This is a genomic window from Ralstonia sp. Ralssp135 (assembly GCF_047304345.1).
Lineage (GTDB): Bacteria > Pseudomonadota > Gammaproteobacteria > Burkholderiales > Burkholderiaceae > Ralstonia > Ralstonia chuxiongensis.
On the sequence record NZ_JBGLYZ010000003.1, the window covers coordinates 50,040 to 75,921 of the forward strand.

The 25,882-nt window shown below is 61.8% G+C and carries 24 protein-coding genes; 22 read left to right on the plus strand and 2 right to left on the minus strand.

What is annotated here, in order from left to right; genetic code table 11:
- The first annotated feature begins 133 nt into the window (after window positions 1-133).
- A complete protein-coding gene (locus tag ACCD03_RS03810; RefSeq protein ID WP_045204514.1) occupies window positions 134-640 on the plus strand; it encodes a glycine zipper 2TM domain-containing protein in 507 nt (168 codons plus the stop codon).
- Between the two features lie 179 nt (window positions 641-819).
- Here ACCD03_RS03810 and ompA read toward each other — a convergent pair whose 3' ends face one another.
- Window positions 820-1,476 (minus strand): outer membrane protein OmpA, encoded by a 657-nt coding sequence (gene ompA, locus ACCD03_RS03815; RefSeq protein WP_024976274.1) that lies wholly within the window; start codon window positions 1,474-1,476, stop codon window positions 820-822.
- Between the two features lie 432 nt (window positions 1,477-1,908).
- Between ompA and gyrA the strand changes: the two genes are divergently transcribed.
- The 17 genes from gyrA (at window position 1,909) to cysM (ending at window position 20,919) form a co-directional block, all read left to right on the plus strand.
- Entirely contained in the window at window positions 1,909-4,578 is a 2,670-nt protein-coding gene (gyrA, locus tag ACCD03_RS03820) for a DNA gyrase subunit A (protein WP_413410912.1), read from the plus strand.
- Between the two features lie 128 nt (window positions 4,579-4,706).
- Entirely contained in the window at window positions 4,707-5,267 is a 561-nt protein-coding gene (locus tag ACCD03_RS03825) for a DUF2059 domain-containing protein (RefSeq protein WP_012761551.1), read from the plus strand.
- 113 nt (window positions 5,268-5,380) lie between these two features.
- Window positions 5,381-6,517 (plus strand): 3-phosphoserine/phosphohydroxythreonine transaminase, encoded by a 1,137-nt coding sequence (gene serC / locus ACCD03_RS03830; RefSeq protein ID WP_413410913.1) that lies wholly within the window; start codon window positions 5,381-5,383, stop codon window positions 6,515-6,517.
- 87 nt (window positions 6,518-6,604) lie between these two features.
- Entirely contained in the window at window positions 6,605-7,720 is a 1,116-nt protein-coding gene (gene pheA, locus ACCD03_RS03835) for a prephenate dehydratase (protein ID WP_316673654.1), read from the plus strand.
- A 52-nt stretch (window positions 7,721-7,772) separates the two neighbouring features.
- Window positions 7,773-8,897 (plus strand): histidinol-phosphate transaminase, encoded by a 1,125-nt coding sequence (gene hisC, locus ACCD03_RS03840; protein ID WP_413410914.1) that lies wholly within the window; start codon window positions 7,773-7,775, stop codon window positions 8,895-8,897.
- A gap of 96 nt (window positions 8,898-8,993) precedes the next feature.
- Window positions 8,994-9,902 (plus strand): prephenate dehydrogenase, encoded by a 909-nt coding sequence (locus ACCD03_RS03845; RefSeq protein WP_413410915.1) that lies wholly within the window; start codon window positions 8,994-8,996, stop codon window positions 9,900-9,902.
- Window positions 9,903-9,927: 25 nt separating this feature from the next.
- Window positions 9,928-11,232 (plus strand): 3-phosphoshikimate 1-carboxyvinyltransferase, encoded by a 1,305-nt coding sequence (gene aroA, locus ACCD03_RS03850; protein ID WP_413410916.1) that lies wholly within the window; start codon window positions 9,928-9,930, stop codon window positions 11,230-11,232.
- Between the two features lie 26 nt (window positions 11,233-11,258).
- On the plus strand, window positions 11,259-11,954 hold the full coding sequence (cmk, locus tag ACCD03_RS03855) for a (d)CMP kinase (RefSeq protein WP_413410917.1): 696 nt from the start codon (window positions 11,259-11,261) through the stop codon (window positions 11,952-11,954).
- Window positions 11,955-12,089: 135 nt separating this feature from the next.
- Window positions 12,090-13,778, plus strand: coding sequence for a 30S ribosomal protein S1 (rpsA, locus tag ACCD03_RS03860; protein ID WP_045204507.1), 1,689 nt, complete (start codon window positions 12,090-12,092; stop codon window positions 13,776-13,778).
- Window positions 13,779-13,823: 45 nt separating this feature from the next.
- On the plus strand, window positions 13,824-14,252 hold the full coding sequence (locus ACCD03_RS03865) for an integration host factor subunit beta (RefSeq protein ID WP_413410918.1): 429 nt from the start codon (window positions 13,824-13,826) through the stop codon (window positions 14,250-14,252).
- 182 nt (window positions 14,253-14,434) lie between these two features.
- Entirely contained in the window at window positions 14,435-14,758 is a 324-nt protein-coding gene (locus ACCD03_RS03870) for a lipopolysaccharide assembly LapA domain-containing protein (RefSeq protein ID WP_045204505.1), read from the plus strand.
- A 3-nt stretch (window positions 14,759-14,761) separates the two neighbouring features.
- The gene (lapB, locus tag ACCD03_RS03875; RefSeq protein WP_316673642.1) at window positions 14,762-16,036 is read left to right on the plus strand and encodes a lipopolysaccharide assembly protein LapB; all 1,275 of its coding nucleotides are present in this window, start codon (window positions 14,762-14,764) and stop codon (window positions 16,034-16,036) included.
- A 64-nt stretch (window positions 16,037-16,100) separates the two neighbouring features.
- Window positions 16,101-17,465 (plus strand): UDP-glucose dehydrogenase family protein, encoded by a 1,365-nt coding sequence (locus tag ACCD03_RS03880; RefSeq protein WP_413410919.1) that lies wholly within the window; start codon window positions 16,101-16,103, stop codon window positions 17,463-17,465.
- Window positions 17,466-17,503: 38 nt separating this feature from the next.
- Entirely contained in the window at window positions 17,504-18,436 is a 933-nt protein-coding gene (gene rfaE1 / locus ACCD03_RS03885) for a D-glycero-beta-D-manno-heptose-7-phosphate kinase (RefSeq protein WP_413410920.1), read from the plus strand.
- A gap of 18 nt (window positions 18,437-18,454) precedes the next feature.
- On the plus strand, window positions 18,455-19,450 hold the full coding sequence (gene rfaD, locus ACCD03_RS03890; RefSeq protein WP_413410921.1) for an ADP-glyceromanno-heptose 6-epimerase: 996 nt from the start codon (window positions 18,455-18,457) through the stop codon (window positions 19,448-19,450).
- A gap of 138 nt (window positions 19,451-19,588) precedes the next feature.
- Window positions 19,589-19,906, plus strand: a complete 318-nt coding sequence (locus ACCD03_RS03895; protein WP_413410922.1) for a ComEA family DNA-binding protein — start codon at window positions 19,589-19,591, stop codon at window positions 19,904-19,906.
- A 110-nt stretch (window positions 19,907-20,016) separates the two neighbouring features.
- The gene (cysM, locus tag ACCD03_RS03900; RefSeq protein WP_045204501.1) at window positions 20,017-20,919 is read left to right on the plus strand and encodes a cysteine synthase CysM; all 903 of its coding nucleotides are present in this window, start codon (window positions 20,017-20,019) and stop codon (window positions 20,917-20,919) included.
- 73 nt (window positions 20,920-20,992) lie between these two features.
- Here cysM and mltB read toward each other — a convergent pair whose 3' ends face one another.
- Complete coding sequence (gene mltB, locus ACCD03_RS03905; protein ID WP_413410923.1) at window positions 20,993-22,117, minus strand: lytic murein transglycosylase B; 1,125 nt, start codon at window positions 22,115-22,117, stop codon at window positions 20,993-20,995.
- Between the two features lie 131 nt (window positions 22,118-22,248).
- On the opposite strand from mltB, the gene ACCD03_RS03910 reads away from it, so the two are divergent.
- The 4 genes from ACCD03_RS03910 to ACCD03_RS03925 all read left to right on the plus strand — a co-directional run bounded on the left by ACCD03_RS03910 (window position 22,249) and on the right by ACCD03_RS03925 (window position 25,865).
- Window positions 22,249-23,172, plus strand: a complete 924-nt coding sequence (locus ACCD03_RS03910; protein ID WP_253536668.1) for a histone deacetylase family protein — start codon at window positions 22,249-22,251, stop codon at window positions 23,170-23,172.
- A gap of 166 nt (window positions 23,173-23,338) precedes the next feature.
- Window positions 23,339-24,388, plus strand: coding sequence for a methionine ABC transporter ATP-binding protein (locus tag ACCD03_RS03915; protein ID WP_413410924.1), 1,050 nt, complete (start codon window positions 23,339-23,341; stop codon window positions 24,386-24,388).
- A complete protein-coding gene (locus ACCD03_RS03920; protein ID WP_316658238.1) occupies window positions 24,378-25,031 on the plus strand; it encodes a methionine ABC transporter permease in 654 nt (217 codons plus the stop codon). The genes ACCD03_RS03915 and ACCD03_RS03920 overlap by 11 nt, the downstream gene beginning before the upstream one ends.
- Window positions 25,032-25,064: 33 nt before the next feature.
- On the plus strand, window positions 25,065-25,865 hold the full coding sequence (locus tag ACCD03_RS03925) for a MetQ/NlpA family ABC transporter substrate-binding protein (RefSeq protein WP_045204497.1): 801 nt from the start codon (window positions 25,065-25,067) through the stop codon (window positions 25,863-25,865).
- Window positions 25,866-25,882: the final 17 nt, after the last annotated feature.

Here is a 25,882-nt window from a genome sequence, read left to right on the forward strand (position 1 = left end):
AGGTGAGGAAATGTACCAAAAAGAGTCGCCCCGACCAAATCACGGGGTTCGCAAAAAGGTTTCACATTGAAACAGAGGTGAACAAATGCGCATGCACTTCCTCCAACTGTCACCTTCGCTCAAGGAGAGATCAATGAAATCCAAACAAATTCTGATAGGACTGGGTGTTGCGAGCCTGACGGTGCTGGCGGGCTGCGCCGCGCCCGGTTACGGCGGTGGCTATAACGGTGGGTATGCTCAGCAGCCCGCCTATGGCCAACAACCGGCTTATAGCGGGCAGCCGCAGCAAACGGGTGCCCTTTACGGCCGGGTCGAATCGATCCAGCCGATGCAAGCCCCGGCAAATAGCCCGGGCATTTTGGGCACGATCATCGGCGGCGTGGCTGGCGGCATTCTGGGCCATCAGGTGGGTGGCGGTACGGGCAACACAGTCGCGACTATTGGTGGCGCAGCACTCGGTGCCTATGCAGGCAACCAGGTCGAGCAGCGCGCCGGAGCGGGCGGGCAAACGGTGTATCGCATCACCGTGCGCCTGGATGATGGCCGCGTCGCCACCGTCACGCAGCGAAACCCGAACAACCTGCGCGTTGGCGATCGCGCGATGGTTGCTAACGATCAGGCGACACCTTCCTATCAATAAGAAGGACGGTCATGAGAAAGGGCCTTCGGGCGCCCCAAACAAAAAAAGCGATGGCGCATTTGGTGTCATCGCTTTTTTTAGTGCCCATTTTCGCAGCAGCCCAGAGAAGGGCATTTGCCGCTGTACAGGCGAAAAAAAGCCCAGCTTTCGCTGGGCTTTTTTTCCCGGTGTGAACCGAATTACTGAGCCTTGCGGGTGCCGACCACTTCGACGTCCACGCGGCGGTTCGGCTGCTGGCAGGCGATTTGTGCCTTGCGAGTGCCCTTGCACGACTTCGGATCAACCTTCAGCTGGCGCTTGCCCTTGCCTTCCGTGTAGACACGGTTGGCTTCGATGCCCTTGCTGACCAGGTAGCCCTTGACGGCTTCAGCACGACGGACCGACAGGCGGTCGTTGTACTTGTCCGAGCCGAACGAGTCGGTGTGGCCAACGGCGATCACGACTTCCAGGTTGATGCCCTTCAGCTTCGAGACCAGGTCGTCCAGCTTGGCCTTGCCTTCCGGCTTCAGCACAGCCTTGTCGAAATCGAACAGGGTGTCAGCAGCGAACGTAACCTTTTCGCTCGACACAACCGGGGCAGCCGGAGCAGCCGGAGCAGCCGTCGGAGCAGCAGCCGGAGCCAGAGCGCCGTCGCACTGAGCGTTGGCGGTTGCCGGCGTCCAGAAGCCATTGCGCCAGCACAGTTCGTTCGTGCCGTTCTTCCAGACCCACTCGCTCGTGCCGTTACCCCAGTTGTCGTTGACGGCCTTCTTTTCGTAGGGCACCGACTGAGCGTAAGCGGACGCAGCCATGGCTACCGCAGCTGCAGCGAACGCGAGCTTGGCAAATTTTTTCATATTTCTCCTCTCAGGATGAGATCACCGCAGAAGACTGCGAGCAGATGGGACGAAAACAAGTCATACATTCTTCGGAGTATAACATTCTCGGTGTGGTGAAGGCTCCACTTCGAACAATGTCTGCCTCTTCGCTGGGGGATTGTGCCACAAGCACGCACTCCTAAAAAGCAAATATAAGCGATTCGAACGGGGCGCCACGGCCTTGTGGTGTGTACGCAACAAGGCAGGAAATGGCTCGCAAACCCTTATGGGGACTGGCTCGCCGGTTTTGCCCTCCCTCGCAGGGAACGTGCCCGGGGTTGACGATGCGTCGCTCGCGCGTATGAGGGGAGGGGGCTTGCGGCATGGTAAAATGTTCTGTTATTCGCGCAACCGCAGCGTCCCGCTGTGGGCATCACTGTGCTCACTAGGGGACCTCTCACCGTTCGCCCAATGGATCAATTCGCCAAAGAGACACTCCCGGTATCGCTCGAAGAAGAAATGCGCAGCTCGTACCTCGCTTACGCCATGAGCGTGATCGTGGGCCGCGCCCTTCCAGATGTGCGGGATGGTCTCAAGCCGGTGCATCGTCGTGCGTTGTACTCGATGCACGAGCTGAACAACGACTGGAATCGCCCCTATAAGAAGTCCGCCCGTATCGTCGGGGATGTGATCGGTAAGTATCACCCTCACGGCGACACTGCTGTATACGACACCATCGTGCGGATGGCGCAGAACTTCTCCCTGCGCTACATGCTGGTCGACGGCCAGGGCAACTTCGGCTCCGTCGACGGCGACAACGCCGCGGCGATGCGTTACACCGAAATCCGCCTGTCGAAGATCGCCCACGAATTGCTGGCCGACCTAGACAAGGAAACGGTCAATTTCGAGCCGAACTACGATGGTTCGGAAACCGAGCCGTCCGTTTTGCCAGCCCGCATTCCCAACCTGCTGATCAACGGTTCGTCCGGGATCGCGGTGGGTATGGCGACGAACATTCCGCCGCACAACCTGAATGAAGTCGTTGATGGCTGCCTGCATTTGTTGCGCAACCCGGAGGCGACGGTCGATGAGCTGATTGAGCTGATCCCGGCGCCGGATTTTCCGACGGCCGGCATCATCTACGGCATTTCGGGTGTGCGTGAAGGCTATCGCACCGGCCGCGGCCGCGTGGTGATGCGTGCCAAGACGCACTTCGAGGATATCGACCGGGGCCAACGCCAGGCGATCATCGTCGATGAACTGCCCTACCAAGTTAACAAGCGTACGCTGCTCGAGCGTATCGCCGAGCTGGTTACCGAAAAGCGCATCGAAGGCATTTCCGACATTCGCGACGAGTCGGACAAGTCCGGCATGCGTGTGGTGATCGAACTCAAGCGCGGTGAAGTGCCGGAGGTTGTGCTCAACAACCTCTATAAGAATACGCAGCTGCAGGACACGTTCGGCATGAACATGGTGGCGCTGGTCGACGGCCAGCCGCGTCTGCTGAACCTGCGTCAGATGCTGGAGTGTTTCCTGCTGCACCGCCGCGAGGTGGTGACGCGCCGCACCGTCTTTGATCTGCGCAAGGCGCGCGAGCGTGGTCACATTCTGGAAGGTCTGGCCGTTGCACTTGCCAACATCGACGAATTCATCGCAATCATCAAAGCCGCTCCGACTCCGCCGGTAGCGAAGGCTGAGCTGATGAACCGCAGCTGGGATTCGGGCCTCGTGCGCGACATGCTCGTTCGCGCCGAGAGCGAAACCTCGGGCGGCGGTGGCGCCTATCGTCCGGAAGGTCTGCTGCCTGCATTCGGTATGCAAGGCGATGGTTTGTACAAACTGTCGGACACGCAAGCGCAGGAAATTCTGCAGATGCGCCTGCAGCGCCTCACCGGGCTTGAGCAGGACAAGATCGTTCAGGAATACCGCGAAGTGATGGCGCAGATCGCCGATCTGCTGGACATCCTGGCGCGACCGGAACGCATTACCGCCATCATCGTCGAGGAACTCACCGCGATCCGCGCGGAATTTGGCGATGAGCGTCGCTCGCAAATCGAGCACAATGCGACCGAGTTGGACACAGAAGACCTCATTACGCCGCAAGATCTGGTGGTGACCTTGTCACACAGCGGCTATATGAAGAGCCAGCCCATTTCCGAATACCGTGCACAGAAGCGTGGCGGTGGCGGCAAGCAAGCTGCCGCGACTAAGGAAGACGACTGGATCGACACACTATTTGTCGCCAACACGCACGACTATATCCTTTGCTTCTCGAATCGCGGCCGTCTGTATTGGCTGAAGGTCTGGGAGGTGCCGCAAGGCAGCCGTAACTCGCGCGGTCGCCCGATCGTCAATATGTTCCCGCTGTCACCGGGCGAGAAGATCAACGTGATCCTGCCGGTGAAGCAGTTCGATGAGCAGCATTTCGTGTTCATGGCGACCTCCAAGGGGACAGTCAAGAAGACGGCGCTGACGGATTTCTCGAACCCGCGCAAGGCTGGGATCATCGCGGTGGATCTTGATGAGGGCGACTTCCTGATCGGCGCGGACATTACCGATGGCCAGCACGACGTGATGCTGTTCTCAGACGCCGGCAAGGCGGTGCGCTTCGACGAAAACGATGTGCGTCCGATGGGTCGCCAAGCGCGCGGCGTTCGCGGTATGAACCTGGAAGAGGGCCAGCAGGTGATTGCGATGCTGGTCGCGCCAGCGGAAACCGAAGGCGAAGGTGCTCAGTCGGTGACTGGCAGCGTGCTGACCGCCACCGAGAACGGCTACGGTAAGCGCACGCCGATCTCGGAGTACACCCGACATGGCCGCGGCACGAAGGGCATGATCGCCATCCAGACCTCCGAGCGTAACGGTAAGGTGGTCGCCGCTGCCCTGGTGGCACCGGAAGACGAGATCATGCTCATCACGACGGGTGGCGTGCTGATCCGCACACGGGTGGACGAGATCCGTGAAATGGGGCGCGCCACTCAGGGTGTCACGCTCATCTCGGTGGGTGAGGGCAACAAGCTGTCCGGGCTGCAACGTGTGATGGAGTCCGATGCTGAAGGTGCGGACGGTGTCGAAGGTGCCGACGCGGCGGATGCCGCCCCCGGTGCCGATGCACAGGCGGATGACAGCAGCGAGACATAATTAGAAACATCTTTTGCTTGCCGTTAGGCGCAGTTCTGTCATGATGCCGGACCTGTGCGCGGCAAGGGCTTGGAACTTTTGCGTCACACGCCCGGCCTAAACGCAACGCTTATCTCAAGGGAGCAACAATGCACAAGAGTCTCAAACTCAAACATCTGATCGTGGTGGCCGGTTTCGCTCCGCTGTTTGCGTTCGCGCAGGCTGGCGACGCGGACAAGACGGCTGCCATCAAGGACCTGCTGACGACGATGAACGTCGATGCAGCCATCAAGGGTCAGGGTGAAGTGTTGGCCAACGGCGCTAAGCAGGAAGCCCCGCTGGTGCTGGAGCAGGCACTGGTCGAGAACAAGACTCTGAACGACAAGCAGAAGCAAGCCGCTGTCGACAAGCTGAAGAAGAACGGTGCAGTGCAGCGCATGACCGACGGTGCTGGCAAGGACTTCGACACGGAAGCCTTCCGCAAGGACGCTCTGCAAGCCCACTATGACTCGCTGGGCAAGTACTACTCGACCCAGGAAATCAAAGACTTGACCACGTTCCTGAAGACGCCTAGCGGCCAGAAGTTCATGGCCAACCAAGGCAAGGCCATGCAGGAAGTGTGGGGCAACGTGATGCAGAAGTACGGTCCGCAAGTTGGCAAGAAGATGCGCGACATGGCTGACAAGGAAGTTGCCGCTGCTGCGAAGTAATTAACCGGCATAGGCGGACGATGGGGGCGCAATCCCCGTCGCGCTGCCAGTTGGTAGATAATGGCTGTTTGGGTTTGCGCCCAGACAGCCATTTTTCTTTTGCCCTTCGCCCCATGAACCAAGCGGATCGAGCCCTTCAAGCCAGCCAAGCGCGCGTGTACAACTTTTCGGCAGGTCCGGCGGTATTGCCGCTCGAGGTGCTGGAACAGGCGAAAGAGGAGATGGTCTCCTGGCACGGCAGCGGCATGAGTGTGATGGAAATGAGCCATCGCGGCCGTGAATTTGAAAGCATCCTGGCAGCCGCGTTTGGCGATTTGCGGCAGTTGCTAGCGGTGCCGGACAACTACGAAATCCTCTTCCTGCAAGGCGGCGCCATCGCCGAGAACGCCATCGTGCCGCTGAACCTCATGCGTCGGCTGTCGGCGGATGCACCGAAGGCTGACTACGTCGTCACCGGCACGTGGTCGGTCAAGTCGCAGCAAGAAGCGCGCAAGTATGGCGAGGTGAACATCGCTGCCACAAGCGAGGCCGAGCGCTTCCACAAGATCCCGGATGTCTCGAGCTGGAAACTGTCGTCAGATGCAGCCTACGTGCACCTGTGCACGAACGAAACCATTGTCGGTGTCGAGTATCAGGAGACGCCTGACATCGGTCAGGCGCACGGGCGTGTGGTGGTGTCCGACGTGTCGAGCCACATCCTCTCGCGGCCGATCGACTGGAACGGCTATCAGGTCCTGTACGGCGGCGCGCAGAAAAACATCGGCCCTGCCGGCCTGACGATTGCCATCGTCCGCAAGGACCTCCTGGGCCATGCACACCCGCTGTGCCCGTCGGCATTCAATTGGCGCCTGGTGGCTGAGAACGGCTCGATGTACAACACGCCGCCCACTTACGCCATCTACATCGCGGGGCTCGTGTTCCAGTGGATCAAGCGCCAGGGTGGGGTCGAGGCGCTGGAGACGCGCAACATCATCAAGTCGAAGATGCTGTACGACTTTATCGACGCCAGCAGCTTCTACCGCAACGAAATCCATCCGACGTGCCGGTCGCGCATGAACGTGCCGTTCTTCCTCAACGACGAATCCCGCAACGAGGCGTTCCTCACGCAGGCGCGCGAGCGCGGGTTGGTGCAGCTCAAGGGCCACAAGTCCGTGGGCGGCATGCGGGCGAGCATCTACAACGCGATGCCGCTGGAAGGCGTAGAGGCGCTGGTCGACTTCATGCGTGAGTTTGAAAGAGTGTCCGCGTAAGGCTCACCCTCAATCACGGCAGAACATTGCGCGAAGCGCCCGCTTCGCGCGGCAATTTGCAATCCGTTGCCGAACCAGATTCCTACAATGACCAGTCAGTCAGACGATACGAAGCAAAACAAGGACGCCGCATTAGCGGCGGAGCTTGCGCCGTTGCGCACGCAGATCGACGCCATCGACAACCAGCTGCTTACGCTGCTCTCCGACCGCGCCAAGGTAGCGCAGGAAGTGGGCGAGGTGAAGAAGCGCTATTCGTCACCGGCGTTCCGGCCGGACCGCGAGTTGCAGGTCATCCGCAAGATGCAGTCCGGCAATCAAGGGCCGCTGCACGACGAGAGCATCGCCGCCATCTGGCGCGAGGTGATGTCCGCCTGCCGCGGCCTGGAACAGGCGCTGCGCATCGGCTACCTCGGCCCGGCCGGCACGTTCTCGGAGCAGGCGGTGATCGCGCATTTCGGCCACGAGATCCAGCCGATGCCGTGCCCGAGCATCGACGAGGTGTTTCGTGCGGCGGAGTCCGGCACGGTCGATTGTGGTGTTGTGCCGGTCGAAAATTCGACGGAAGGCGTGGTGTCGCGCACGCTCGATCTGTTCTTGCAGACGTCGCTGAAGATCAGCGGCGAGATCGCGCTGCGGGTGCACCATAACTTGCTGCACAAGACGGGCGACATGTCGCAGGTGAAGGTGGTGCGCGCACATGCGCAGGCGCTGGCGCAGTGCCAACGGTGGTTGAACACGAACTATCCGAATCTGCCGCGCGAGGCTGTCTCGAGCAACGCCGAGGCAGCGCGCATGGCCGGCGAGGATGAAACCGTCGCCGCGCTGGCAAGCGTGCAGGCGGCCAACCGCTACGGCCTGCACGTGGTGCGTGCCAATGTGGAAGACGATCCGCACAACCGCACGCGCTTTGTCGTGATCGGCAACTACGAGACGGAGCCGAGCGGACGCGATCAGACGTCGTTGATCCTGTCGGTGCCGAACGAGGCTGGTGCTGTCTACAAGCTGCTGGCGCCGTTGGCAGAGAACGGCGTGTCGATGTGCCGCTTCGAGTCGCGTCCGGCGCGCAGCGGTGCGTGGGAATACTACTTCTACGTCGATGTGGAAGGCCATCAGCGTGACCCGCAGGTAGCGCGCGCGCTGGACAAGCTGCGTCACGACGCGGCGTATTTCAAAGTGTTGGGGTCCTATCCCTCGGCACATTGAGGGATTCAAGGCGCTCTGCACGGGCAGGGCGTCGATAACAGAGGAGCACCCCATGTCTTTGCAGTTCGGCCCCGAGTATGTCCGCGCCATCGCCCCTTATGTGGCCGGCAAGCCGATTTCCGAAGTGGCACGCGAGTTTGGTCTGGATGCCGCGCGCATCGTCAAGCTGGCGTCCAACGAAAACCCGTTGGGCATGCCGCAGTCGGCCAAGAACGCGATGGCCTCGGCCATTGATGACCTGGCGCGTTATCCGGACGCCAACGGCTTCAGCCTGAAGGCGGCGCTGCATGCGAAGTTTGGCGTGCCGGAAGCATGGATCACGCTCGGCAACGGTAGCAATGACATCCTCGAACTGGCGGCTCGCGCGCTGGTATCGCCGGGGCAGGCTGTAATTTATGCGCAGCATTCGTTTGCCGTGTACGCACTCGCGGCGCAGGAGGTTGGTGCGCGCGCCATCGAGGTACCGGCTCGCGATTACGGCCATGACCTTGATGCGATGGCTGCTGCCATTACGTCGGACACGCGCCTGATCTACATCGCCAACCCGAACAACCCGACTGGAACGTTCCTGTCGGCCGATGACATTGCGGCGTTCCTGGCCAAGGTGCCGCCGACGGTCGTTGTCGTGCTGGACGAGGCGTACAACGAGTTCCTCAAGCCCGAGCAGCAGTACGACTCCACCGCGTGGGTGCGCCAGTACCCGAACCTGCTGGTGTCGCGGACGTTCTCCAAGGCTTACGGGCTGGCGGGCTTGCGTGTTGGCTATGGCATCGCGCAGCCGCAGTTGACCGATCTGCTCAACCGCATCCGCCAGCCGTTCAACGTCAACAGCCTGGCGCAGGCGGCTGCGGTGGCGGCGCTCAATGATGCGGAATTCCTGTGTCAATCGGCTGAACTGAACGCTGCCGGTTACGTGCAGCTGACGGACGCGTTTGATCGGTTGGGCCTCCAGTACGTGCCGTCCTCGGGCAACTTTGTCTTGGTGCGCGTAGGCGAAGACACCGGCGCCGGTGCGCGCGTGAACCTTGCGTTGCTCAAGCAAGGTGTGATCGTGCGTCCGGTCGGCAACTACGGCTTGCCGCAGTGGCTGCGCATCAGCATCGGCTTGCCGGAAGAAAACGCCACATTCATCGATGCACTGGAAGAGGCGCTGGCGCAGGAAAAAGCCGCCGCGTAACTTCTACCGCAACCGCTGCAGCGCCCCGTATCAGGCTCTGGCGCCGCGCACATCGGGCTACAATGCCGCTTTGCTTTTTTCTGGCAGGGCGGTGTTGTGGCCTCTTCTTTTTCCAGTTCCCGGTTGGTGATTGTCGGCGTCGGCCTGATTGGCGGTTCGCTGGCGCTGGGGTTGCGTCGTGCGGGTGTGGTTGGGCATGTAGTAGGCGTCGGGCGATCTGCCGCGTCGCTTGAGGCGGCGATCCGTCTGGGCGTGATCGACGAAGCCCTGCCGATGGAAGAGGCTGTGCGTGGCGCCGACATGGTCGTGCTGTGCGCGCCCGTCGCGCAGACGCTGCCGTTGCTGCTCGCCATGCAGCCGCATCTGGGCCCGGACACCATCGTCACGGATGCCGGCAGCACCAAGTCCGACGTCATCATGGCCGCCAAGACGGCGCTGGGCGATCAGGTCAGCCAGTTCGTTCCGGCCCACCCGATTGCCGGCCGAGAGCTGAACGGCGTGGAGGCTGCGCTGGCCGATCTCTATGTCGGCAAAAAGACCGTGCTTTGCCCCCTGCAGGAAAACCGGCGCAGCGACGTTGCCCGTGTGCAGGCGATGTGGGAAGCGGCGGGAGCGTATTGCCACATCATGTCGGCCGTGCAGCACGACGCCGTGTTCGCCGCCGTCAGCCACCTGCCGCACGTGCTGTCATATGCGCTGGTCGCGCAGATCATCAATGCCGAAGACGGTGCGCTCAAGCTCGATTTTGCCGGTGGCGGCTTCCGCGATTTCACGCGCATCGCCGCATCTTCGCCCGAGATGTGGCGTGACATCTGCCTGTCGAATCGCGAAGCGCTGCTGCGTGAGCTTACGACCTACGAGGCTGTGATCGGGCGTCTGAAGACGATGATTGCGGAGCGCGACGGCGCCGCGCTCGAGCGCGTGTTCCGCCGTGCCAGCGAAGCGCGCTTGGCGTGGCCGCAACGTGTGGCACCGGGAAATGCCGCTGGCGCACAACCTGAATAACGTTTGTTTTGAACTGAGTGGATTCATGGAATATCTGGACGTCGGTCCGCTGAAGACGGCGCGCGGCACCATCAAGCTGCCGGGCTCGAAGAGCATCTCCAACCGTGTGCTGCTGCTCGCGGCGCTCGCCCAAGGCGAGACCGTGGTGCGCGACCTGCTCGACTCTGACGACACGCGCGTCATGCTCGATGCGCTTGGCAAGCTGGGCGTCTCGGTCGAAGGCCTGGGCGACAACGCGTACCGTGTCATCGGCACTGGCGGCCGCTTTCCGAATAAGTCGGCTGATCTGTTCATGGGCAACGCCGGCACAGCCATCCGCCCGCTGACGGCCGCGCTGGCGCTGCAAGGCGGCGAGTACACGCTGCACGGCGTGCCGCGCATGCACGAGCGGCCGATTGGGGACTTGGTCGACGGCTTGCGCCAAGTTGGCGCGAGCATCGACTACACGGGCAACGCTGGCTATCCGCCGCTGGCGATCCACGCGGCGCCGGTCAAGATCGACGCGCCGATCCGCGTGCGCGGCGATGTGTCGAGTCAGTTCCTGACGGCTTTGCTGATGGCACTGCCGCTGGTCGAGTCTGCCGGCAATGTCACCATCGAAGTGGTTGGCGAGTTGATTTCCAAGCCTTACATCGAAATCACGCTGAACCTGATGGCGCGCTTCGGCGTGCAGGTTGCGCGCGACGGCTGGGCGTCGTTCAGCGTGCCGACCGGCGTTGCCTACAAGGCGCCCGGGGAGATTTTTGTGGAAGGCGATGCTTCGTCCGCGTCGTACTTCCTGGCCGCCGGCGCGCTTGGTGGTGGGCCGGTGCGTGTGGAGGGGGTGGGCATGTCCAGCATCCAGGGCGATGTCCGCTTTGCTGACGCGCTTAATCGCATGGGCGCCAACGTCATGGCTGGCGGCAACTGGATCGAAGTGCGCGGCGTCGAGCGCGACGACGGCAAGCTGCACGCCGTCGAGCTGGATTGCAATCACATTCCGGATGCGGCAATGACGCTGGCGGTGGCCGCGCTGTTTGCCGACGGCACGACCACGCTGACCAACATTGCGAGCTGGCGCGTCAAGGAGACCGACCGGCTGAGCGCCATGGCTACCGAATTGCGCAAGCTTGGCGCCGAGGTGGAGGAAGGCCCCGACTACATTCGAGTAACCCCTCCATCGCAATGGACCCCGCCGGTCGGCGGCATCGACACCTACGATGACCATCGAATGGCAATGGCTTTTTCGCTGGCGGCGTTCGGCCCGGTGCCCGTGCGTATCAATGACCCGCGCTGCGTAGCCAAGACGTTCCCAGAATACTTCACGGCGTTCGGCGGTATCACCGCTTGAATCGCAATTAACTGCCCGAGTTCATCATGTCCAACACCGCTGCTTTCACGCCGTATCCGGTCATCACCATCGACGGTCCGACCGCATCTGGCAAGGGCACGGTCGCTCACCAGGTCGCAGATCTTCTCGGCTTTCATCTGCTGGATAGTGGGTCGCTATATCGATTGGTGGCCCTTGCCAGCATGCGCGAGAACATCGACGACCACGACGTCGAGAGCCTCGTACGCATCGCCCGCGAACTCGATGTGCGCTTCAAGGCAGATCACATCTGGCTCAAAGGTGAGGATGTGAGCTTGGCGCTACGCCATGAGTCCGTTGGCAACCAGGCTTCGGCCATCGCCGTGCATGGCGCGGTGCGAGAGGCGTTACATGCACGTCAGCGTGCGTTCCTGGAAGCGCCCGGCCTCGTGGCCGACGGCCGCGATATGGGTACGGTGGTTTTTCCCGAAGCGGCGCTCAAGGTGTTCCTGACGGCAAGCGTGCAGGCTCGCGCCGAGCGGCGCCATAAACAATTGATTGCAAAGGGTTTTTCTGCTACAGTGGAAAGTCTTTCGCAGGACTTGGAGGCGCGTGATTTGCGGGATCGCACCCGCAGTGTCGCGCCGCTGCGTCCGGCGCAAGATGCGCGGCAACTGGATTCGTCCGACATGACGGTCGATGAAGTGGTCGCGCAGGTACTGGACTGGTACCGTCAGGTGCAGGGCGCCAACAAGGCGAACTGACTCGGCTGAACTGGTTCGATCGGTGCCGGTGGCATGTCGCCGCCGGCGGTTGTTCAACTTATAACCCCGCATGCGTGTCTTCGCCCATTCTGTGCGAAAGCAATGCGAGGCATGTTCTGCGGATGCCTATTTTTTATGTCCCAAACTAACGAATCTTTTGCCGCCCTGTTCGAAGAGTCGATCGCCCAGACCAATATGAAGGCTGGCGAGGTCATCTCTGCGGAAGTTGTGCGTATCGACCACAATTTCGTCGTTGTGAACGCGGGCCTGAAGTCTGAAGCGTTTGTACCCATCGAGGAATTCCTGAACGATCAGGGTGAACTCGAAGTGCAAATCGGCGACTACGTTTCGGTCGCTATTGACGCACTGGAAAACGGCTACGGCGACACCATCCTGTCGCGCGACAAGGCCAAGCGTCTGGCTTCGTGGCTGAACCTTGAGAAGGCACTGGAATCCGGCGAGATCATCTCCGGTACCGTGACCGGCAAGGTCAAGGGCGGCCTGACCGTCATGGTCAACGGTATTCGTGCATTCCTGCCGGGTTCGCTCGTCGACGTGCGTCCGATCAAGGACACCACGCCGTACGAAGGCAAGACCCTCGAATTCAAGGTCATCAAGCTGGACCGCAAGCGCAACAACGTTGTGCTGTCGCGCCGTGCCGTGGTTGAAGCCACGCTGGGCGAAGAGCGTCAGAAGCTGATGGAGACGCTCAAGGAAGGCGCGATCGTCAACGGTATCGTCAAGAACATCACCGACTACGGCGCGTTCGTGGATCTGGGTGGCATCGACGGTCTGCTGCACATTACCGACCTGGCATGGCGTCGTGTGCGTCACCCGAGCGAAGTGCTGTCGGTTGGCCAGGAAATCACCGCCAAGATCCTCAAGTTCGACCAAGAGAAGAACCGCGTCTCGCTGGGCGTCAAGCAACTGGGCGAAGATCCGTGGGTCGGCATCTCGCGCCGCTACCCGCAAGGCACCCGCCTGTTCGGCAAGGTGACCAACCTGACCGACTACGGCGCATTCGTCGAGATCGAAGCCGGTATCGAAGGCCTGGTCCACGTGTCGGAAATGGACTGGACCAACAAGAACGTGGCCCCGTCGAAGGTTGTCCAGCTGGGCGACGAAGTGGAAGTCATGGTTCTGGATATCGACGAAGACAAGCGTCGTATCAGCCTGGGCATGAAGCAGTGCAAGGCCAACCCGTGGGACGATTTCGCGCGCAACCAGAAGAAGGGCGACAAGCTGGCTGGCCAGATCAAGTCGATCACGGACTTCGGTGTGTTCATCGGTTTGCCGGGCGGCATTGACGGCCTGGTGCACCTGTCGGACCTGTCGTGGCAAGAGACTGGCGAAGAAGCCGTTCGCAAGTACAAGAAGGGCGACGAAGTCGAAGCCGTTGTGCTGGCCATCGACGTCGACAAGGAACGCATCTCGCTGGGTATCAAGCAACTGTCGGGCGACCCGTTCAACAACTTCATCTCGACCAACGACAAGGGTTCGATCGTGCCGGTCACGATCAAGGCTGTTGATCCGAAGGGTGCCGTGGTGCAGTTGGCTGACGACGTTGAAGGCTACCTGCGCGCCTCGGAAATCTCGAGCGACCGCGTGGAGGATGCCCGCAACGTGCTGAAGGAAGGCGAAACGATGACCGCGATGATCGTCAACATCGATCGCAAGTCGCGCAACATCAACGTCTCCATCAAGGCGAAGGACAGCGCTGACCAACAGGAAGCGATGCAGAAGTTCTCGGCGGATACCGGCGCAGCTGGTACCACGAACCTCGGCGCGCTGCTGAAGGCCAAGCTGAACGAAACCAATCAGTAAGCATCAACCGGGTCGACCCTAAAGAACGACGAGGACGCGCGCAAGATGCCCATGACCAAGTCCGAACTCGTGGAAAAGCTGGCCGCTCGCTTTCCGCAGCTGCTGCTGCGGGATGCCGATATCGCGGTCAAGACGATCCTGGATGCGATGTCCGACGCCCTGGCGGACGGCCACCGCATCGAGATCCGCGGATTCGGAAGTTTCGGTCTGAATCGTCGTCCGCCGCGTGTCGGCCGCAATCCCAAGTCAGGCGAGAAGGTGTTGGTACCCGAGAAGCGGGTGCCGCACTTCAAGGCGGGCAAGGAGTTGCGCGAACGGGTTGACCGCAGCCTGGAGCGACAATGCGAGCCTTCTTTGGAGGGTGAGCCTGCCGTGTCGCTCGCGACTGTAAAGGCTTCGAGACAGGCTGACAGCACCCGTCAGGCTGCCGGTTTTCCGGTAGACACGGCGGTGCCGCTGGCAATGTCGCGCTAAGCCTAGGTAGCACTTGGTAGTTTCAGGAACGCCCCGCTTGCCGGGGCGTTTTTTATTCCGGCGATGCTTGTCCGCCGCCAAGCCTGGCGTGGCTGGCCGCCATATGAATCCGCTACAATGCGGCACAACCCGGCAATCGCGCCGTTTCCGGCTGTTGCACCGCCGCCCGTTTCCGAATCCGCATGAAATTTCTCGTCTGGGCCATCCGCATTCTGTTGTTCGTGCTGCTCTTCGTGCTGGCACTGCACAACACGGCGGAAGTCTCGCTCGTGCTCCCGTTTGGCGTGGTCTGGCATGCACCGTTGATCCTGATCGCCTTGGCATTCTTTGTCGCCGGCATCTTGTTGGCCATGCTGGCGATGGCGCCGCGCGTGATGCGGCATCGCTTTACGGCAAGCCGCTTGCGTCGCCAGATCGGTCGCATGAAGAAGGCGGATGAGGTGATCGAGGTGCCGACCCCCGTAGTCGCCGATTCTCCGTATCACGTTCCCGGCCCCAAGGTCTGACGCATGGATTTTGATCTCTGGTGGCTGTTGGCCATCCCCCTGGTGTTTGGCTTGGGCTGGGTGGCCGCTCGGCTCGATGCCCGCCAGTTGCGCACCGAACAATCGTCGCTGCCGCGCTCGTACTTCAAGGGGCTCAATTTCCTGCTCAACGAGCAGCCGGACAAGGCCATCGACGCTTTCATTGAAGTTGCGCGTCTGGACCCGGAGACCACGGAGCTGCACTTTGCGCTCGGTAGCCTGTTCCGCCGCCGCGGCGAAACCGAACGTGCCATCCGCGTTCATCAAAACCTCGTCAACCGCCCCGATCTTCCCCCCAATGAGCGCGATCACGCGTTGTTTGAACTGGGGCAGGATTTCCTGCGCGCGGGCCTGTTGGATCGCGCAGAGGAATCCCTGCGCATGCTGATGGAAGGCACATTCGCTGAGCCGGCCAAGCGCGTGCTGCTCGAGTTATACGAAATCGAGAAGGAGTGGCGCAAGGCCATTGACGCAGCGCGCGAATTGCAAAAGCTGCAAGGCAAGGATTACGCTGTGCAGATTGCGCAGTTCTGCTGCGAGGTCGCACAGGAAGCGCTGCAGCGCAAAGATGTGCCGACAGCCGTCGAATGGCTCGAACGTGCCTTGCAGGAGAACCCCAAGAACGTGCGCGCCACCATCCAGTTGGGCGATGTGGCGCAAGGGCGGGGCGATGTTGAAGGCGCCATCAAGCGCTGGCGCAGCATTGAACAGCAAAACACAGCGTTCTTGCCGTTGGTGGCTGAACGGTTGATGAAGGCGTACACGCAGCTTGGCCGAGCCGCCGAGGGACTCGCATGGCTGCGCTCCAAGATGGACGCGCGCCTGGGCCCCGAACTGCTCGATACGGTCTACAAGTACGAATTGGATGTGCATGGTATTGACGATGCCGTGGCGCTGATGCGCGACCAGATCCGTCGTCAGCCGTCGCTGATGGCGTTGACGCGGCTCGTGGAGGCCGAAGCGACTCGCGCGTCCGAGGCGGTTGGCAATGAGGCACCCGCGACGGCCGACGTCGCCGAAAGTGCGCTGGCAGACCCCGTTGAAGCGGGCAGCAATGCCGATATCCAGCGCGCGCAGGATCTCGGCGCCATTCGCGATTTGCTGCAAAGTCGTACGCGCAATCTGGCGCGCTATACCTGCCAGGAGTGCGGTTTCCGCGCGCGTCTGTTCTATTGGCAGTGCCCCGGCTGCAACCGCTGGGAAACATATGCACCGCGCCGTACCGAGACACTCGGCGGCAGCGGCGGTGCGAGCATGTAATTCAGTCCGGCGCGGCCTGTTTGTAGCAGCCGCGCTGGCGCTTTTTTAATCTTCAAGTGTTCGTATGAAAATCACCATCATCGGTAGCGGTTATGTCGGTCTGGTCACCGGCGCATGTTTGGCGGAGCTTGGCAACGATGTGTTCTGCCTCGACGTCGACCAGAAGAAGATCGACCTGCTCAACGCCGGCGGCGTGCCCATCTACGAACCGGGCCTGAAGGAGCTGATCGAGCGCAACCGCGCGGCCGGCCGCATCCAGTTTTCGACCGACGTGGCTGCCAGCGTGGCGCACGGCGACGTGCAGTTCATCGCTGTGGGCACGCCGCCCGATGAAGACGGTTCGGCCGACCTGAAGTACGTGCTCGCGGCCGCCCGCAACATCGCCCAGCACATGACGGGCTTCAAGGTGATCGTCGACAAATCGACGGTGCCGGTGGGAACGGGCGACAAGGTGCGCGCTGCGGTTGGCGAAGTGCTGGCAACGCGCGGCAAGTCGGACATCGGCTTTTCGGTGGTGTCGAACCCCGAATTCCTGAAAGAAGGCGCTGCGGTGGACGACTTCATGCGCCCGGACCGCATCGTGCTCGGCACGTATGGCGATAACGACGGTCTGCGCGCCAAGGCCATCATGCGCACGCTTTACGCGCCGTTCAACCGCAACCACGAACGCACGTTCTACATGGACGTGCGCTCCGCAGAGTTCACCAAGTACGCCGCCAATTCGATGCTGGCCACACGCATCTCGTTCATGAACGAGATGGCCAATCTGGCCGACAAGGTGGGCGCGGATATCGAACTCGTTCGCCTTGGCATCGGCTCCGACCCGCGGATCGGCTACAGCTTCCTCTACGCCGGCACTGGCTACGGCGGTTCGTGTTTCCCGAAGGATGTGCAGGCGCTGGTGCGCACGGCGCAGGAGTACGGTCAGACGCTGCACGTGCTGGAAGCGGTCGAAGCCGTCAACGACAAGCAGAAGGAAGTGCTGGTCGACAAGATCGAAGACCGCATGGGCGCCGACCTGACCGGCCGCACGTTCGCCATCTGGGGGCTGGCTTTCAAGCCGAACACCGATGACATGCGCGAAGCACCAAGCCGCATCCTGATCGGTGCGCTGCTGGGGCGTGGCGCGCGCGTGCAAGTGTATGACCCGGTTGCGATGGAAGAGGCCCGCCATGCGCTGGCGCTCGATCTTTCTGCCGAACAACTGGAACGCGTGACGTTCTGCGCCGGTCAGATGGATGCGCTCAAGAATGCCGACGCGCTGGTCATCGTGACCGAGTGGAAGGCGTTCCGCAGCCCGGATTTCAACGCCGTAAAGGCCCTGTTGAAGACGCCGATGGTGTTCGACGGCCGCAACCTGTTCGAGCCGCAAGCCATGCGCGATGCGGGCTTTGAATACCAGGCCATCGGGCGCTCCACCCAATCGTAATCACCGAGAACCACCGGCCGCTGCCGACGCCCAGACCCATGACCACGCTCGCTTCCGAACAGATCCACGCCGCCCGTATTCTCGTGGTCGGCGACATGATGCTCGACCGCTACTGGTTTGGAGACGTCGATCGGATTTCGCCGGAAGCGCCGGTACCGGTCGTGCAGATCAAGCGCCAGGAAGAACGCCTTGGTGGTGCCGCCAACGTGGCGCGCAACGTGGCGGCACTGGGCGCGCAGGCCACCATGCTCGGGGTGATTGGCGACGACGAACCGGGCCGCACCATTGAAACACTGCTTGGCGAGAGCCACGTTACGGGTCACTTGCATCGGGACCCGGCGGTCAACACGACGATCAAGCTGCGCGTGCTGGCACGTCAGCAACAATTGATCCGCGTCGATTTTGAGAACGCGCCCACACACGAAGTGCTGATGTCGGTGCTCGATCGTTTCGCCATGCTGGTGCCGCAGCACGACGTGGTGGTGCTGTCGGACTACGGTAAGGGTGGTCTCACGCACGTGGGCAAGATGATCGAGACGGCACGCCAGGCGGGCCGCCGCGTGCTGGTCGACCCGAAGGGCGACGATTATTCGCGCTACAAGGGCGCAACCATGATCACGCCCAACCGCGCTGAAATGCGTCAGGTGGTCGGCTCGTGGAAATCCGAGCAGGACCTCACCATCCGTGCACAGAACCTGCGTCGCGAACTGCAGCTCGAGGCACTGCTGCTTACACGCTCGGAAGAAGGCATGACGCTCTATACCGAGCACGAGGTGTTGCACGTGTCAGCGCAGGCGCGGGAAGTGTTCGACGTCTCGGGCGCGGGCGATACCGTGATCGCTACGCTGGCCACACTGCTGGGCGCGGGGGCCAACATCAAGGAAGCCGTGCAGTACGCGAATCGCGCAGGCGGCATCGTCGTCGGCAAGCTGGGCACGGCTGTCGTCACCTACGCAGAACTCTTCAACTGATCACCTGATCAACGGATCATGACCATCATCGTCACCGGCGCGGCTGGCTTTATCGGCGCCAACATCGTCAAAGGCCTGAACGAGCGCGGCGAGACCGACATCATCGCCGTCGACAACCTGACGCGGGCCGACAAGTTCAAAAACATCGTTGACTGCCAGATCAGCGACTACCTGGACAAGACCGATTTTGTCGAACGCTTTGCGCGCGGCGAGTTCGGCAAAGTCCGCGCAATCTTCCATGAGGGCGCCTGCTCCGACACCATGGAGACCGATGGTCGCTACATGATGGACAACAATTACCGCTACTCGCTGGCGGTGATGCGCGCGTGTCTGGACCAAGGCGTGCAGCTCCTCTATGCCTCGTCGGCGGCCACGTACGGCGCGTCGGAAACGTTCCGCGAAGAGCCCGAGTTCGAGCGGCCGCTCAACGTGTACGGCTATTCCAAGCTGCTGTTCGACCAGATCGTGCGCCGTGTCATGCCGACCGCGCTGTCGCAGATCGTCGGCTTCCGCTACTTCAACGTCTACGGCCAACGCGAGCAGCACAAGGGTCGCATGGCGTCTGTGGCATTCCACAACTTCAACCAGTTCCGCGCTGAAGGCACCGTCAAGCTGTTCGGCGAGTACAACGGCTACCCGCAGGGCGGCCAGATGCGCGATTTCGTGTCCGTGGAAGATGTGGTGAAGGTCAACCTGTTCTTCTTCGACAATCCGGACAAGTCGGGCATCTTCAACCTCGGCACGGGCCGCGCGCAGCCGTTTAACGACATCGCGACGACGGTCGTGAACACGTTGCGCGCAGCGGATGGCAAGCCGGCGCTTTCCACCGAAGAACTGTCACAGGAAGGCCTGATCGAGTACGTGAAATTTCCCGATGCGTTGCGCGGCAAGTACCAGTGCTTCACGCAGGCTGACCAGTCGCGCCTGCGCGCGGCGGGCTACACGGCGCCGTTCCTGACGGTCCAGGAAGGCGTGGAGCGTTACTGCCAGTGGCTGTTGAAGCAGCCGGCCTGATCGGTCAGTCCTGCTAACAATCAGACAGCGTGTGACTTTTTGTTCGCGCGCTGCAGCATCGCCAGGATGCTCTTTAAGATGTGCCGAAACCGCCGCTCACGTGGCGGTTTTTTTATTCCCTATACCAAGGAGAAGCACATGTTGAAGAAGCTGTTGGCCACCGCGTTGATGTCGCTGTCGATGCTGTCGGTCTCGTGGGCCGCGGTAGATGTGAATACTGCAGATCATGCCGCGCTTGAAACGCTGTCCGGCATCGGCCCCAAGCGTTCCAAGTCGATCATTGAAGAGCGCACCAAGAATGGCCCGTACAAAGACGCCGCCGACTTCAAAGCCCGCGTGTCCGGCATTGGCGACAAGACACTGGTCAAGCTGGAGAACGAGGGTCTGACGTTCGGTGCGCCGGCACCGGCGCCGGCGGCAGCCAAGAAGGACGGCAAGGACGCGAAGAAGAAATAAGTCTGCGACTATCTGCCGACAGCGCCCCGCCCCGAGCGGGGCGTTTTGCCATGTGCGGGGGAGGGATTTGGGCTGCATTACAATGCTTTGATTCCCGTCCCCCACGCATCATGGCCTATCTCACCATCGAAGACACCATCGGCAACACGCCGCTGGTTCAGCTCCAGCGCATTCCCGGCGAAGGCAACGCGCGCCGCGGCAATGTCATCCTCGGCAAACTCGAGGGCAATAACCCCGCCGGCTCGGTCAAGGATCGCCCTGCGCTGTCCATGATCAAGCATGCCGAAGCGCGTGGCCGCATCAAGCCGGGTGACACGCTGATCGAGTCCACGTCTGGCAACACGGGCATTGCCCTGGCCATGGCAGCCGCCGTGCGTGGCTACAAGATGGTGCTGATCATGCCGGAAGACCTGTCGGTGGAACGCCGCCAGAGCATGGCCGCTTACGGCGCGGAGATCATTCTCACCCCCGTCAAGGGCGGCATGGAATACGCACGCGACCTGGCCGATGCGATGGAAAAGGAAGGCAAGGGCGTCATCCTCGATCAATTTGCCAACCCGGACAACCCGCTCGCGCACTACGAGACCACCGGCCCCGAACTGTGGCGCGACACCGAAGGCCGCATCACGCATTTCGTTTCGGCGATGGGGACGACGGGCACGATTACCGGTGTCTCGCGCTTCCTGAAAGAGAAGAATGCCGGCATCCAGATCGTTGGCGCGCAGCCGGAAGAAGGCTCGCGCATTCCGGGCATCCGCAAGTGGCCTGAGGCGTACATGCCGAAGATCTACGATCCTAAGTACATCGATCGCACCGAGTCGGTGAGCCAGTCCGACGCCGAACACATGGCACGTCGCATGGCTCGCGAAGAAGGCATCTTCTGTGGAATCTCTGCGGCGGGGGCGTTGTGCGTAGCGCTGCGTGTAGCCGAGGAAGTCGAAAACGCGACGATCGCTTTCATTGTGTGCGACCGAGGTGATCGCTACTTGTCGACGGGCGTCTTCCCAGCCTGACGGCACGCCGCATCGCCACGAAAAAAGCGCAGCTTCGGCTGCGCTTTTCGTTTGCCTTTGCCTGGGCGGCGGATCAACCCTGCATTGCCTGCCGTACTGCCTGGCCCAACTCGTACACCGCGGCTGCGTAAAAGAAGCTGCGGTTGTAGCGCGTGAGCACGTAGAAGTTGCGCAGGCCGACGCGGTACTCGGTCGGTTGACCCGGCGTGGGCAGATCGATCATCAGCACTTCGGTTTCCTGCTCGCGTGCGGCATCGACGCCCGGAGCCAGGGCCAGACCAGCGCGTGTGAGCCTGGACAACGTCATGCCGGGATACGGCTGGCCGTCTGCGGCCGCTGCCGCAATGCCCTGGCTGTCGGTATCGCCGGCAATGTTCCACATCACAGGGCGCTTCGGCTCCCAGCCGTGCATCTGCAGGAAGCGCGCGACGCTGCCAATGGCATCCACCGCACTGTTGCGCAGGTCGATATGACCATCGTGGTCGTAATCGACGGCGTATTCGCGGATGCTGGTCGGCATAAATTGCGGAATGCCGACTGCCCCCGCATATGAGCCAAGGATCGAGAACGCATCCGCGCCCGTGTCACGGCACCAGAGCAGGAAGTCCTTGAGCTGGTTGCGGAACATAGTGCTGCGGTCTTCGCGGTTGGGCGTGTCGGGGTAGTCGAAGGCCAGCGTGGACAGCGCGTCCATCACGCGGAAGTTGCCCATGTCTCGGCCGTAGATCGTCTCGACGCCCAGGATGCCCACGATCACGTCGGCAGGCACGCCGAATTCGTTCTCGGCGCGGCGCAGCGTGTCGCCGTATTGCTGCCAGAACCGCACGCCTGCGCCAATGCGGATCGGCTCGATGAAGCGGCCGCGATAAGCCGTCCAGCTGCGACGTGCGGGCGTGGCCGGCGGCAGGATCAGGCGTGCCACGGTGGCGGAATAGGCCGTGCCTGCAAACAGCGTATCGAGCGATGTCCGGTCAAAGTTGTACTGGGCGACCAGCATGCCGATGAAGGCCTGCGTTTGCGGGTTGTTGCGATAACGATCGGGGTCGATCTCTTCTTCATGCACCGCTACGCGGCGCTTGGGCGATTTGGCGGCTTTCTTGGCAGCCAGCGAGAGCGCCGGGAAAGAGAGCGCGGAGAGCGCTGCGCCAGCCACCAGGGCGCGCAATACGGGACGACGGGAAGAAGGCGATTGGCTCATGGGCAGGCTTCATACGGGATCGGGGCATTGTAGCGGATGCGTCTGTCGGATCGCCCGGGGCGTGCGGCGTTGTCGCACCGCCGTGCTAACGTAGCGGCTGGAGACACTGAAACACACCGGATCAGAACAACATGGCGACCGGCCTCTACACGCATCCCGAATTCCTCCGGCACGAGATGGGACCACACCATCCCGAATGCCCGGACCGCCTGCGCGCGATCGAAGACCAGCTCATCGCCAGCCGCATCGACGATCTTCTCGTTCCGTGCGAGGCGCCGCCGGCCACCGAGGCGCAGCTATGTCGCGTCCATCGCACCGAATACGTGCGCGAGTTGGTGGCCAGCGTGCCGATTGCCGGCTATATGCCGATCGATCCCGATACCTCGATGAACCCGCACACGTATATGGCTGCGGTGCTGGCCGCAGGTGCCGCGGTGGATGCCACCGATAAGGTCATCGCCGGTGAACTGGAGAACGCCTTCTGCAGCGTGCGCCCACCTGGCCATCATGCGGAGCCGGGCCGGGCGATGGGCTTCTGCTTCTTCAACAACGTGGCCGTGGCTGCGCGTCATGCGCTGGAGCATCACGGCTTGCAACGCGTGGCGATCGTCGACTTTGACGTGCATCACGGTAACGGCACCGAAGCGGCGTTCATCAATGAGCCGCGCGTGCTGATGTGCAGCATCTTTCAGCACCCGTTCTATCCGTATTCCGGCACGGAAGCGGTTGCGGCCAACATGGTGAACATTCCACTGCCGGCGTACACGAACGGCCTGACCGTGCGCGAAGTGGTGGAGACCATTTGGGTGCCTCGCTTGGAGGCGTTCCAGCCAGAGATGCTGTTCATCTCCGCCGGTTTCGATGCGCACCGCGAAGATGATTTGGGCCAGATGGGCCTGGTTGAGGCGGACTACGCGTGGATTACGAAGCAACTCATGCAAGTGGCGCGCACGCACGCCAAGGGTCGTATCGTCAGTTGCCTCGAGGGCGGTTACAACCTCAGCGCGCTGGGTCGCAGCGTGGTGGCGCACATCAAGGCGCTGGCGGAGCTTTAAGCCGTCGACGATGACGAATCGTTGATGACATTCGAAAAAGTAATAAAGACATCGTTAAAGAATCGTTCCTCGCATGTAGGGTCTGCCTTACACTAGCGCCTCATTCAAACAAAAAAGAGACGGCAACGGCCTAGGCACAGGGCGGTTGCCGTTTTTGTCTGTACGCATGATCGAACTCAAGGGGATATCGCAGCACTTTCAGGGGGCGGGCGGCCATGACGTCCACGCGCTGCGCGATGTGGACCTCGCCATCGACCGGGGAGAGATCTTCGGCATCATCGGCCGCAGTGGCGCGGGCAAGAGCACGCTGGTCCGCGTCATCAATCTCCTGAACCGGCCGACCTCCGGCACTGTTACCGTGGCAGGGCAGGAGCTCACCGCACTCAATGCCGACGGCCTGCGTCAGGCGCGCCGCAAGATCGGCATGATCTTTCAGCACTTCAACTTGCTGTCGTCGCGCACCGTGTACGACAACGTGGCGCTGCCGCTGGAGTTGGCCGGCACGTCGCGTGAACGCATACGCGAGATCGTGTTGCCGCTGCTGGAACTGGTGGGCCTGTCTGCACACAAGGACCGCTACCCTGCGCAGATTTCCGGTGGCCAGAAGCAGCGCGTTGGCATCGCCCGCGCCCTCGCCAGCCAGCCCGATGTGCTGCTCTCCGACGAAGCGACCTCCGCGCTGGACCCGGAGACCACGCGCTCGATTCTTGACCTGCTGCGCAAGATCAACCGCGAACTGGGTCTGACCATCGTGCTGATTACGCACCAGATGGAAGTCATCAAGCAGGTGTGCGACCGGGTGGCGGTGCTCGACGCCGGCCGGGTGGTGGAACTGGGCCGCGTGATTGACGTGTTCCTGAAGCCCGCGCATGACGTGACGCGCGCGCTCATCGGGGAGGTGATCTCGCAAGAGCTGCCGCCCTCCGTTCTGGCGCGCGTGGAAAGCCGTCTCACCGCACGTGAGCAAGGTGGCCGCGACCACCTGTTCCGTCTCGCCTTTACCGGCGCAGGCGTGGACCAACCGGTGCTGGCGCAGGCGATCCGCAACTACGGGCTCGACTTCAACATCCTGCACGGCCATATTGACGAGATCCAGGGCCAGGCCTTTGGCTCGCTGGCGATCCTGGCGTCGGGCGAAACCTCCGATATCAACAACGCGATGAACTTCCTGCGCGAGCAAGGCGTGGTGGTCGAGGAGATCAACCATGTGGTCTGACCTGACCGATCTGTTCCTGCCGGCCTTTTGGGAAACGCTCGCCATGGTTGGCGTGTCCGGCGGCATTGGAGCGCTGTTCGGCGTGCCGCTGGGCGTGCTGCTGTATCTGACGGCTTCGGGCGGCGTGCTGTCGGCGCCGGTGTTCAACCGCGTGGCTGGTCTTGTCGTCAATGCTGTGCGCTCGGTGCCGTTCATCATCCTGCTGGTCGCGGTGATTCCGTTCACGCGCCTGCTGGCGGGCTCCTCCATCGGCACCGCCGCAGCCATCGTGCCTCTGACGATTGCTGCGATTCCTTTTGTTGCTCGGCTGGTCGAGACCGCGTTGCGCGAAGTGGACCGAGGCCTGATCGAAGCCGCCCAATCGATGGGTGCTACGACGGGTCAACTCGTCTACAAGGTGCTGTTGCCCGAGGCGATGCCCGGTATCCTCGCTGGCCTGACGATCACCTTCGTCAGTCTTGTCGGCTACTCGGCCATGGCCGGTACCATCGGCGGTGGCGGCCTGGGCGATCTGGGCATTCGCTATGGCTATCAGCGCTACGAATCGGACATCATGCTGGCGGTTGTCGTCATCCTGATCGTCTTTGTGCAGGCGGTGCAATCGACGGGCGATTGGCTCGTGCGCCGCCTGAGCCACCGTTAATCACCCAATCGACAGACACAACGAGGAAACACAATGAATCGCCGTCAACTGCTGCAATGGTCCGCGAGTCTTGGTGCCGCACTGGCATTGGTCGCAGGCAGCGCCCTGGCGCAGAGCAAGCCGATCAAGATCGGCGTCACCGCCGGCCCGCACGCCGAGATCATGGAAGAAGTGAAGAAGGTCGCCGAGAAGGATGGCCTGAAGCTGCAGATCGTCGAGTTCAACGATTACATCCAGCCGAACGCCGCCTTGGCCGCCGGCGATCTGGACGCCAACAGCTATCAGCACCAGCCGTATCTCGATGACCAGATTGCCACGCGTGGCTACAAGTTCGTGAGCGTCGGCCAGACCATCACCTTCCCGATGGGTATCTACTCGAAGAAGATCAAGTCGCTGAAGGAACTGAAGGACGGTGCGCGCTTCGGCCTGCCGAACGATCCGACCAACGGAGGCCGCGCGCTCCTGCTGCTGCAATCGCAAGGCGTGATTAAGCTCAAGCCGAACGCCGGTTTCAAGGCCTCGCCGCGCGACGTGGCCGAGAACCCGAAGAAGCTGAAGTTTGTCGAGTTGGATGCCGCGCAACTGCCGCGCTCGCTGGATGATCTAGATGCCGCCGCCATCAACGGCAACTACGCCGAGAAGGCCAACCTGGACCCGACCAAGGACGGCATCGCCATCGAAAGCCCGAAAGGCCCGTATGCCAACGTGATCGCCATCCGCGCCGCCGACAAGGACCAACCCTGGGTTGCCAAGCTGGTGAAGGCGTATCATTCCGACGCCGTGAAGTCCTTCGTCAAGACGAAGTACAAAGATGCGGTGATTGTGGCTTGGTAACCACTTTGTGATCCCTC